The organism is Xenorhabdus sp. SGI240, from assembly GCF_040081915.1.
GTDB lineage: Bacteria > Pseudomonadota > Gammaproteobacteria > Enterobacterales > Enterobacteriaceae > Xenorhabdus > Xenorhabdus bakwenae.
In genome coordinates, this window is record NZ_JBEBMB010000119.1 from 1 (window position 1) to 11,052 (window position 11,052).

General features: G+C 41.6%; 8 protein-coding genes and 4 pseudogenes. 4 read left to right on the forward strand and 8 right to left on the reverse strand.

Features of this window, described 5'->3' with window-relative positions; all coding sequences use genetic code 11:
* Window positions 1-964, forward strand: a 964-nt coding sequence (locus tag ABLA76_RS16710) for a LysR family transcriptional regulator (RefSeq protein WP_348988792.1), incomplete at its 5' end; no start/stop codon positions are given.
* 141 nt (window positions 965-1,105) lie between these two features.
* On the opposite strand, the gene ABLA76_RS16715 is transcribed toward ABLA76_RS16710, so the two are convergent.
* The 6 genes and pseudogenes from ABLA76_RS16715 to ABLA76_RS16740 form a co-directional block, all read right to left on the reverse strand.
* Window positions 1,106-1,975, reverse strand: a complete 870-nt coding sequence (locus ABLA76_RS16715) for a polysaccharide deacetylase (RefSeq protein ID WP_348988793.1) — start codon at window positions 1,973-1,975, stop codon at window positions 1,106-1,108.
* Between the two features lie 6 nt (window positions 1,976-1,981).
* Window positions 1,982-2,698 carry a type 1 glutamine amidotransferase domain-containing protein gene (locus tag ABLA76_RS16720; RefSeq protein ID WP_348988794.1) on the reverse strand — a complete coding sequence of 239 codons (717 nt, stop codon included), beginning with the start codon at window positions 2,696-2,698 and terminating at the stop codon, window positions 1,982-1,984.
* A 193-nt stretch (window positions 2,699-2,891) separates the two neighbouring features.
* Complete coding sequence (locus ABLA76_RS16725; RefSeq protein WP_348988795.1) at window positions 2,892-3,446, reverse strand: hypothetical protein; 555 nt, start codon at window positions 3,444-3,446, stop codon at window positions 2,892-2,894.
* A 3-nt stretch (window positions 3,447-3,449) separates the two neighbouring features.
* Window positions 3,450-4,025, reverse strand: coding sequence for a DJ-1/PfpI family protein (locus ABLA76_RS16730; RefSeq protein ID WP_348988796.1), 576 nt, complete (start codon window positions 4,023-4,025; stop codon window positions 3,450-3,452).
* An 11-nt stretch (window positions 4,026-4,036) separates the two neighbouring features.
* Window positions 4,037-4,765 carry a cupin domain-containing protein gene (locus tag ABLA76_RS16735; protein WP_348988797.1) on the reverse strand — a complete coding sequence of 243 codons (729 nt, stop codon included), beginning with the start codon at window positions 4,763-4,765 and terminating at the stop codon, window positions 4,037-4,039.
* 282 nt (window positions 4,766-5,047) lie between these two features.
* Window positions 5,048-5,281: pseudogene (locus ABLA76_RS16740) on the reverse strand (Tn3 family transposase); the annotation flags it as partial.
* A 400-nt stretch (window positions 5,282-5,681) separates the two neighbouring features.
* On the opposite strand from ABLA76_RS16740, the gene ABLA76_RS16745 reads away from it, so the two are divergent.
* The 3 genes and pseudogenes from ABLA76_RS16745 to ABLA76_RS16755 form a co-directional block, all read left to right on the forward strand.
* Window positions 5,682-7,436: a proline--tRNA ligase gene (locus ABLA76_RS16745; protein WP_348988798.1), complete on the forward strand. Its 1,755-nt coding sequence runs from the start codon at window positions 5,682-5,684 to the stop codon at window positions 7,434-7,436.
* A gap of 89 nt (window positions 7,437-7,525) precedes the next feature.
* Window positions 7,526-7,663, forward strand: a complete 138-nt coding sequence (locus ABLA76_RS16750) for a hypothetical protein (RefSeq protein ID WP_348988799.1) — start codon at window positions 7,526-7,528, stop codon at window positions 7,661-7,663.
* 58 nt (window positions 7,664-7,721) lie between these two features.
* Window positions 7,722-8,240, forward strand: a pseudogene (locus tag ABLA76_RS16755) (transposase); the annotation flags it as partial.
* A gap of 20 nt (window positions 8,241-8,260) precedes the next feature.
* Here ABLA76_RS16755 and ABLA76_RS16760 read toward each other — a convergent pair.
* A pseudogene (locus tag ABLA76_RS16760) lies at window positions 8,261-9,429 on the reverse strand (IS3 family transposase).
* A gap of 308 nt (window positions 9,430-9,737) precedes the next feature.
* Window positions 9,738-10,764: pseudogene (locus ABLA76_RS16765) on the reverse strand (IS110 family transposase).
* Between the last annotated feature and the right edge of the window lie 288 nt (window positions 10,765-11,052).

Genomic DNA, 11,052 nt, shown 5'->3' on the forward strand with positions numbered 1-11,052 from the left:
AAAGTCGAGCATCGCGTTTATCTCATTAATTAGCTCAATTTTGTTTCCAAAAGGATCAATGTCTATGAGTTATCTTATTCAATTACGTAGCTTTCTCGATGTTTATAGATCCGGCTCAATTTCAAAAGCAGCAACAAGACTGGGTATCAGCCAACCCGCTGTATCTACACATATACATTCCCTCGAATCATTTATGGGTAGTATATTATTTACTCGTCGTTCTCATGGGGTTATACCTACTGCAGAGGCTGATGACCTTGCACTTCAAATCGCAACTCACTTAGATGCAATAGAAGTTAAACTTTCACTTCTTCGAGGAAGATCGAAAAAAATTGAGGGTGTTGTGAAGATTATTGGTCCTGCAGATTTTTTATGGGCAAAATTTTCTAATATTTTATCCTCAATTAAAAATAAACAGCTTAGATTTAAATTGTCTTTCGGCGATAGAGAGAAAATTTATTCCAACCTAAATGATGGAGACAGCGATTTAGCATTTACAACTTCTCGCCCAGATGAAAATAAATTTGGATTTGAAATCATTGGAAAAGAAAAACTTGTCATAGTGATATCAGCATCTATAGCTACTGAATTAAAGAAAAGAACAGTCACTCCAGAAATATTAGAAAGATATCCATTGATATCCTATAATAATCAATTACCATTAATAAGAGATTATTATAAGTTAGCATTTGGCACTGATGCTAATATTTTACCGACAATTACCATCTCTGATTTAAGAATCATTGAGCGAATTATAAGTGAAAGTAACGGATGGAGTGTTATGCCTGAATATTTATGTAAAAATGGATTAAAAAGTGGAAAAATTGTAAAAATAAATGATGAAGATAACATTCCAGAAAATCAATTCTATCTTGTATGGAATAAAAGTGCATTACGACACCCAAGAGTACTATATGTTAAAGAGCATATAATTAATTTAGCACTGCGAGGTTACTTTGTGTAATACCCCCAAATTAAAACGGACACCCTATAATTCAATGAAGCGATAGGTTTAGCTATCTTGAAGGAGTGTCGAATTGAATAGAGTATGAAATTCGCTATATGACATAACCGGTGTATAGATATTTATACACCGGGTTCATAATTACCGAGGGTTTCTTTTTCTGAAATCGTCCGCAATATCATTGAGTGTCATAAATTTTACGCCAGGATGTCCTAACATGTGTGTCAAGAGCCTTTCAAGCATCATCAATACATGAGGTCTACCGGAGACATCAGGATGAATAGTAAATGTAAAAATTCCATATTCCATTTCCCGATATACCCAATCAAACTGATCACGCCATAGTTGCTCAATATCACGAGGATTCATAAAACCCTGACTATTTGCTTTACTTTTCATAAACATAAATGGAGGTATATCATCTACAGTCCAACTAGCTGGAAGCTCTATAAGCTCAGTTTCTTTTCCTCGAATTAACGGCTTCATCCATTCATCCGGATGTTTGGTATAATCAATTTTTGTCCAAGAGTCACCTTTACGCACATAATATGGTAGATGATCATTATGCATAAGAGAATGATCATACTTGATACCATGCTCTAAAAGTAAATCGGTAGTTGATGGGGAAAACTCCCACCAAGGAGCTACATATCCAGTTGGTTTTTTCCCAGATAATTTAGTCACCATATCAATACTTTTTTGTAAGACAATCCTTTCTTGCTCAGGCGTCATATCAATAGGATTTTCATGGCTATAATTGTGTATACCAATTTCATGACCAGCATCTACAACCATTTTCATTTGTTCAGGGAAGGTGTCAATTGAATGTCCAGGAATAAACCAAGTGGTGGGGATATCAAATTTTTTAAATAAATTAAGAAGCCTAGGAACACCTATTTCACCAGCAAACATTCCGCGTGAAATATCACTTGGAGAATCTTCGCCACCATATGAAGATAACCAGCCAGCAACTGCATCAACACCGAACCCACAAAGAATTTCTTTAGCCATATATCATTACTCCTTATTATTATAAAAATGATTAGCTGCCTTAAGAACAGCTGCAGCTACTAAGCCAGATGATGCTGGGTTTTGACCAGTTACCAAACGATCATCAGATACTACATAGGGCTCAAAATTATCTGCACATTCAAAATGTGCGCCACGTTTTTTCAATTCAGTTTCAAGAATAAAAGGAACTACATCGTATAAACCTGCATCCTGTTCTTCAGATGCAGTAAAAGAGTTAACTCTCCTATTTTTGACAATCGGAATACCATCAACAGTGTTTACATTTAATAATCCAGCAACGCCATGGCATACAGAACCAAGTATCGCGCCATTTTGATAACACTTGCTAAGTAATGTCGCTAGATCCTCCGATTGAGCAAAATCCCACATAGTACCGTGACCACCAGGAAGAAAAACTATCTGATAATTTTTAGGATCAATATCCAAAATAGATTTTGTGGTATTGATCTTATTCATACAGTTTTTATCATTAAGAAAATTATTTACATATTTTGATTGCTTATCGGGGCTTTTTATACTACCAGGATCAGCGGGTGCGATTCCTCCGTTAATAGAAGCTATATCAACAGAATATCCTGCTTTAACAAACTCCCAATAAGGTGTAGCAAGTTCTTCATAATAAAATCCGGTTTTCCTTCCCGTTTCACCTAAAGCGGCATGTGATGTCACGATAATTAAAGCTTTTTTGACATTTTTTAACATATTTTATCCTATTTCATGAATGAAATATCTCGATGAAATCTTTTAAGTCTTTTTTCTTTAAAGAAGATATCCTAAGCTGTTTTGCTTCACTAAATTGTTCTTTAGTATTATAGCCCCATTCAGCCCATATAGAAGGAATGTCATTATTAATTGCTTCTTTGATATTATCTAAATTATCATCTATAAAAATGAATTATTTTTTTTGAATACGGGCTTCATTTTGAATTGTTTTTAATAACTCAAATTTGGAAGTCATTCCTCCATATATCTTTGAAGCTGGAAATTCAATACCCATTCTTCTTAATAAAAAATGTATAGACCCTAGGTCTTTTCCTGAGACTATACTTATAGTATTTGTAATTTTTAATATATCATTAATATCCACAAGAAATTTATGTAGTGAAGTCCATATTTCAGGATAAATATCACGGACATTATTTCTATATTCTCTAAACATATTCCTGAAATTATCTTTATCGATCTGAGGTATTTTTGAATAAATTTTTTCGAAACTGGACTTAGTTTCTATATCACTATCCTTTAAATAATAAGGGACAATAAAATGTCCATCATGTCTCATATAACATCTATAATTACGAAATGATTTTATAAAATCTGGTGGAATAGATTTCAAAGTATCTTTACTAAATTGTTGATGCCCATTTCCATTAATGACATTCCAAGAGACCAGAAGGCATTCATCAATGCTATCGACAATTACCCCGTCAAAATCAAGTGCAATAACCATATATCATACCACCAATGGTTCTGTTAATTTTTCTCCTTTACTCCATCTTTTAACAGCTGAAACAGTTTCTTTCATAAATCTTCCGCACTCAGAATAATATGAACATGTGATTATGTTTTTATCAACAACTACATCAGCCTCAATAACATTAGCTCCAGAATTAATCATATCATCTTTTAGCCCTACGTAAGCACAGGCTAATTTATCTTTCATGATTCCTGCGGAAATCATAATCCAAGGACCGTGGCATAATCCTGCTACTACTTTTCCTTGATTAGCCATATTAAATACAAAATTTTTTACTCGTTGATCCTGCCGTACTCGATCAGGTGCCTCATGTCCCCCTGTAAGAATAACGAGATCAAATTTATCTTCAATCAAGTCGTCAAATGTAATATTTTTCTTTGCCCGTTTATCCATAGGTACAGATATTCCATATTTCCCAATTACAGATTCTCCATCTTTAGTTGCAATAGAAACATCATACCCCTCTTCTATAGATCTATAATAACTATAAATAAGGTCATGATCTTGAAATCCTGGACCAGTAATAATAACCACTTTAAATTTATCTGACATATCGCACACCTCTATTTATTTATCTCTGATATCACTAATACTTTTTGGCCAATATGATTAAGAATTTTGACATCTTTTTTTAAAAAAATATTTATTTTCCCTAACAGATGACTATCAATGCTGAGACTAACAATAAATAAAACATTCTCACTATTTAATATATCAAGATCTAGTTTTTCAAAAGAAAAAGAAAACTTGGATTTCATGTCAAAATAACGAATATATGTTCCTGGTAAAATTAACGTAAGAGGGGACAGTAAGTCATGACTAAGACTATTTTTTTCATATGATTGAATGGCTCGGCCATAATCATCTGATAAACGCAGTAAGTCAAACTTATTTCTGGGGTTTTCCACCTCAATCAACTCAAGTTCTCCACTACCTGTAGAAATAGTTTGGTGAAAAACACCCCGTTCTATATAAATTACTTGGCCTGTGGATATCTGCAATTCATCACCATCAATAAATTTTGTAACACCTCTACCACTTAAGCAAATAAGAACAGTATCTTTTTGGATATGGCAATGCATAGAGGTTTTTTCTCGTGGATATATATGTAACTTCCAGACGTCAAATACTGAATCGCAATAAACTCGATATTCAAATCCCCAAGGTTTTTCTATCAATGAATAGAGATGTAAATCCTTATCAAAAGATTCACCATTATTAGATGTTACCGAAAGAATTTTTACTATGCTATCAATATCGCCGAAATTTGGTGTTCTACTATGAATATTCATTTTTCCCCGCATGTAAAATAAGAATATATTTATAATTAAATTAAAACACATAATGATTATATATAATTATTTCTGTTAATGTGAAATAATTACTTTTCCTTTATCTTATAATAAAATTAATAATTAAACTTGATAACTTAATTATCTAATAAACTATTAGTGTTATTGTAATCCTTCACTAAATGACTTTTCAAAATCCCCTTCTGTCGGCAACTCTGGGCGCGAGCATACTTTTTGTAAACCTATTGAGGGGTTTGAGGTCCAATGATGTAAAAAACCACGTTAAGAAGATAATCCGTTGTTTAAATTAATATTATTTAGTGGCCTCAATTCTCCTTTTCTAATTCCCTCTGACAATATAAAAGTATAGTGTCCTAGCATGTTGATATGACCGTGCATCAAAGGAGATAGGCAGGTTATATTTTCATTGCTCGGATTTTCACCAGCACTACGAAGATGTGACAGAGCCTCCTGCATATAGAGCGTGTTCCAGAGCACCACCGCATTTAGGAGACCATAAAAAACCGTGGGGCACTTTGTTAAATTGGCGATATAATGAACATCCAAAGGCACTTGTTCAATCTGATACTTCATCCTGAAAATCTATGTCATGAAAACTGCCTTTATCCTAGCAGCAGTATATGAACAGGGTGATTGGAGGCTAACGCACAGTGATTTGTCAGGCAATTCCGTATGCACTAAAAATGTAGTGGTCAAGAAATACTGGACACATTTTTAGCCTCTTCCCACTGCTTTTCATATTCAACCGGTGAAAGTCCACCATTAAAACTATGCGGACGATCGTGGTTGTATTCGTCAGCCTGGCTGCAGGCCATGCTGGAGCGGTACAGGTGGCTTGCTGACGAGTAATATGCTAGCTTGAAACATTATATATTAATTGAGTAAAGGAGAAAACATGGCCTCTGTGCTTTTGGCGTCGCAAATGGGGATCCGTGTGGCGCGAGAGAAGCCTGCTGGCGTCGATTCAATTTCTCACGCTTGGTTGCTTCGAGGCGGTTATCTTTTCCAGCATGCGGCCGGCATTTTTTACTTTTCTCCCTTGATGTATCGCGTCGAGCAAAAAGTTTCAGCGTTGATTGCCGAAGAGATCACCAAGGAAGGGGGCAGCCAGGTCCGGCTGCCAATTCTTCAGAACGCCGAGCTTTGGAAACAGTCGGGCCGTTGGGACGTGTATCGCCACGAAAAATTGATGTTCCAACTGACAGATCGCAAAGAAAGAGAGTTCGGTTTGTCGCCTACGGCGGAGGAAGCGGTATGCGACATGGCGAAGAAAATGATCGTGTCTTCAGCGCAGCTGCCGCTTATTTTGTTCCAGCAAAATATGAAGTTTCGCGATGAAGTGCGTCCGCGCTCCGGTCTGCTGCGAACCCGTGAATTCATCATGATGGATGCCTATAGTTTCGACATCGACGAAGCGGGATTGGACGTTTCTTATCAGAAGATGCGTCAAGCGTACCAGGCTATTTTTGAGCGGTTAGGCCTCAATTACATTACCGTTCAGGCGGACAGCGGCGCGATAGGCGGGGCCAGTTCAGAAGAGTTCATGTCGATCAGCGAAGCCGGCGAAGACACGCTGCTGTTCAATGATACCTATGCGGCCAATTTGGAAAAGGCGGCCTCCCTGCCGGCTGAACCGATCCGAGTGCCGGAGGCGGAAAAACGCATTGTTGAAGCGAATCATCGCACGCTGGAAGCAGTCTCGGCGGAGTATGGGTTTTCTCCGTCATCGACGATGAAAACGGCGTTGTATGACATTCACCATGCGGGCAGCAAAGAGCGCGTTGCCGTATTGATGCGAGGTGATGGCGCTGTGAGTCTTGTCAAACTTGCGAACGCGTTTGGCGGCCTGGAAGCGGTACTGGTCGACGATGCTGAAATCAATAGCCTCATTGCGGCTAAACCTGCTTTCCTTGGACCATTCGGCGCTGTCGCGGATCTTAAAATGGTGGCCGATAAAAGTCTTGAGGGGCTGATGTCGTTACTGACTGGAGCCGGTGAGCCAAACAAATTCGCGCTGTCAGTTAAGCCGGGCCGAGATTTTCCTTTACCCGAGTACATTGATATTCGCGAGGCAAAAGTGGGAGAACTGGGGCCGGACGGCATCCCGCTTAAACAGTGCCGCGGCGTTGAAATCGGACATATTTTCAAACTGGGCGACAAGTACTCCAGGGCGCTTAACGCCGGCGTCAATGACAGCACGCAGACTTTCCGTCCTTTCCAGATGGGGTGCTATGGCATTGGCACTACGCGGGTTATCGCCGCATTGGTCGATCAGAACAGCGATCCGCAAACGGGGCTGATTTGGCCATTGCAAGTTGCGCCGTTCCATGTTCATTTGGTCGCGCTGAAAGCCGCGTTGCAGCCTGAAGCCTTGAAACTTGCGGTGTCACTCGCCGAAAAAGGCGTAGAAGTACTGGTTGATGACCGCAAAGGCTCGGCTGGAGAGCTACTGAAAGATTCGGATATCCTCGGTTTGCCTTTGCGGATCGTTATCGGCCGTGATTTTTCTAAGGGTAAAGTAGAGTTTCTCAATCGGCTGAATGATGAGCGCATATTGGTGGAGGTTGATGCGCTGCTTGAGAAGGTTTCAACGATTGTATCCGCAGCGTTGCTTCCGGAGAGCGTAAAAAAGTGTGGAGCACTCTGTTAACTCGGCGACAGAACCATAATTTTTGCTAAGGCCCATTCACTGCAGGCTTTTTTGTAAAATCTGATCGCGCAAGTCTTCATGAACGATCCGTGTCACCGATCACATTTTCAAGCCCTGTAAGGGCTGATGCGGTACTGGGCTTCCAGCACCCGCAGGATGCACTGAACTGTCAGGCATCACTGAGTCGGCGACTGGAAAAATTCGGATTGAAAAGAGCCTGTACATAGATTTGTGTAATTGCCCGATTTTGATATGTTTAATTAACCCTCAAAAGAAGGTGAACTTATGGACGACAAACAGTTACAGGCTCTTGCAACTGAATTGGCTAAGAATCTCAAAACCCCTGATGATCTCAGTCAGCTTTCCCGTTTGCTCAAAAAATTAACCGTTGAAACCGCCTTGAATGCCGAACTGACTGAACATCTCGGCCACGAGAAAAATAGCACCAAAACAGGCACCAATACTCGCAATGGCTATTCATCAAAGACGGTCATGAGCAATGATGGCCCTTTGGAATTACGTATTCCCCGTGATCAGGAAGGCGTGTTTGAGCCTCAACTGGTCAGGAAGCATCAAACCCGGATCACGGCCATGGACAATCAGATCTTGTCGCTGTATGCCAAGGGGATGACGACCCGGGAAATTGCTGCCGCCTTCAAAGAAATGTACGACGCGGATGTATCGCCCACGCTCATCTCAAAGGTCACTGACGCCGTACTGGAGCAAGTCACTGAGTGGCAAAATCGCCCGCTGGATGGCCTATACCCTATTGTTTATCTTGACTGTATCGTCATTAAGGTTCGACATGAGGGGCGGTGAAGTGGTCAATAAAAATTGGTCACTGACTTAGAGGCTTCCCAAAATAATCTTTCTGATTCATTGGGGGTTAATCCGTTGTTATACCAGTGAGGGCGAAGCTGACTGTAATAACCTGTTATATACTGGGTGATTGAATATCTGGCTGCCATAAAATTTGCATATCCCTCTAAAGGCACCCATTCGCTTTTCAAGCTCCTGAAAAACCGCTCCATTGGGCTGTTATCCCAACAGTTTCCCCGTCGGCTCAGGCTTTGTTTGATACCATATTGCTGTAATAATCGCCTAAATGCTTTGCTGGTATACTGGCATCCCTGATCGCTGTGAAACATCACACCTTGTGGCTTTCCTCTTGATTCAAATGCCATTGTTAAGGCTTTCTTCGTTAACTCAGCGTCGGGCGAAAATGACATCGCACAACCGACGGGTTTACGCGCAAATAAGTCGAGAACCACCGCTAAATACGCCCAACGTTGACCTGTCCAGATGTAAGTGATGTCACCACACCAAACCTGATTAGGTTCCGTAACAGCAAATTGGCGATCAAGATGGTTTGGAATATCAACATGTTCCTGCTCCTTTCGTGAATACCGATGTTTGGGTTGTTGACGACTGACCAGCCCGAGTTCAGCCATGAGTTTTCCGGCCCGCTATCGGCCTAATGGGATCCCCTCACGGGTAACTATCGAGGCAATCGTTCGTGCTCCGGCAGAACCGTGACTTTTGTTAAAGGCTTCACGAACCCGGCTTTTTAGCGTTACGCGAGCAGAGTCTGGCCGCTTGATTCGCTTGTGCCAGGCCTGATAACTACTGCGATGAACCCCGAACAGTTGGCAAAGAGAAGCCACCGGATAATGCACTCTGAATTGCTCGATTAACGAGAACTGTTCATGTAGTCCGACATCAAGAGTGCTGAGGCTTTTTTTAATACATCGTTTTCCATTTCAAGGCGTTGCAGTTTCTTCTTCAGTTCGCGTATTTCAATTTGCTCCGGCGTGATGGGTGAGGCTTTGGGTGATTGGCCTTGTCGCTCCTGTTTTAACTGGCGAACCCAAGATTCCATTGCCGATTTACTCACATTCATCGCCTTCGCCGCTTCTCTTATGCTGTAATGCTGGTCAAGGACTAGCTGGGCAGATTCCAGTTTAAATTCGGGGCTGAAACGTCTTTTCATCATGTCACCTATTTTGCGTGTTGAAGTGAGAATATCACCTCTATAACGGTGACCAAAATCATTGGACCATATATGGACGCTCCCGGCTGTGCAAGCATTGAATAGAACGGTTTGCGACCATATATCCGGCATCGTTATGGACTCACTTGCCCGTGCCATGATGTCATCCGCGCCCTGTTTCCTTATCACATGCATCGGTATGTCACTACCTTGGTCCAATTCAGGTTATGACAGGGACGGTAGCCGTTTTCTCATCAATGTTTGCAAACTCGATAATGCGTCTGTTTTGACTCACTTACTCAATTAATGGATCAAAAAGCTTTCTGCATATTAAAATCCACGCCCTCCTTCAAAACACGCCAGATAATCCGGGTCAGTTTGTTAGCTAACGCCACCGTCGCTTTCAGAAATCCGCATCGGGCAATCAATGTCTTCAGCCACTCCCCTAAACGGTCATGCCGTTTTTGAACACAGCGCATCACTGCACGGGCACCGTGAATAATTAACGTTCGAAGATGACGGTTTCCATGTTTGCTCAGGGAGGAGAGCCGACTCTTTCCTCCGGAACTATGTTGTCGGGGGAACCAGGCCACACCAGGCTGAAAGTTGCCGGCCATTGGCAAATTGGAGTGAACTGACTTCACTCACGAAAGCAGCGGCAATAAGGGGACCGACACCGGGAATGGTCAGTAAATGTTCATAACCCGTTTGCTGACGAGCCAGTGCTGCAATTTCGTTATCCATTTCATGCATGCCGATGTTCAAATCCTGCAGTGATCCCCACAGTGTATGTAATAAACGGCGCAGCACACCGGATAGAGTATTATCACTGTCTTCCAGAATGTCAGGCAGATATTGCTGCAGTTTCTGAATACCCGCAGGCACTACGAATCCCTGTTCGGCAAGAAAAGCCCGGATTTGGTTGGCGAGGGCGGTACGTTGTTCCACCATAAGCTGCCGGGCACTGCGCAACGCCTTGATATCTTGCTGCTCTACGGTTTTGATGGGAACAAAATGGAGACCGGGCCGACAGGCTGTTTCGCAGATAGCCAGTGCATCATTAGCATCATTTTTTTGATGATGACTAAACGCTTTGACATGCTGGGTGGGAATAAGTTGAACATGATAACCCATAGCCTGCAATGTCCGGCCCCAATAATGGGAAGTCGCGCAGGCTTCCATGGCAATGAAGGTTCCCGGTGGAAAAGTCCGTATGGCATCCAGTAATTTTTGTCGTGAGACTTTTCGGTTCGCAGCAACAGAACCGTCTTCCATCCAGACACAGATTTGAAAAACGTTTTTGGCGAGGTCAATGCCAACGACTTTGATCGTATTCATGAGATGTTCTCCCGCAATTCAGTACATCGGAGAAAAGATGGCACTGTTTTCTACTGAAAAAGGGGGCGTCCATCACATCACATCAATCCCGTCTCCTCGAATAGTGCATCCTTATCCTTTGCAACGCTTTTACGTCAAACACCCAAGGTAGGAGCCGGATGCGTTAGTAGCGCACGTCCGGATCTGTGCGGGGGGTAGCCGGTAACGGCTATTCCTACCGCGACCGTTTAATTGAAACCGTGATTGGTCAACTCGCCGGACAATTTACTATCGAGAAGTGCTGGGCAC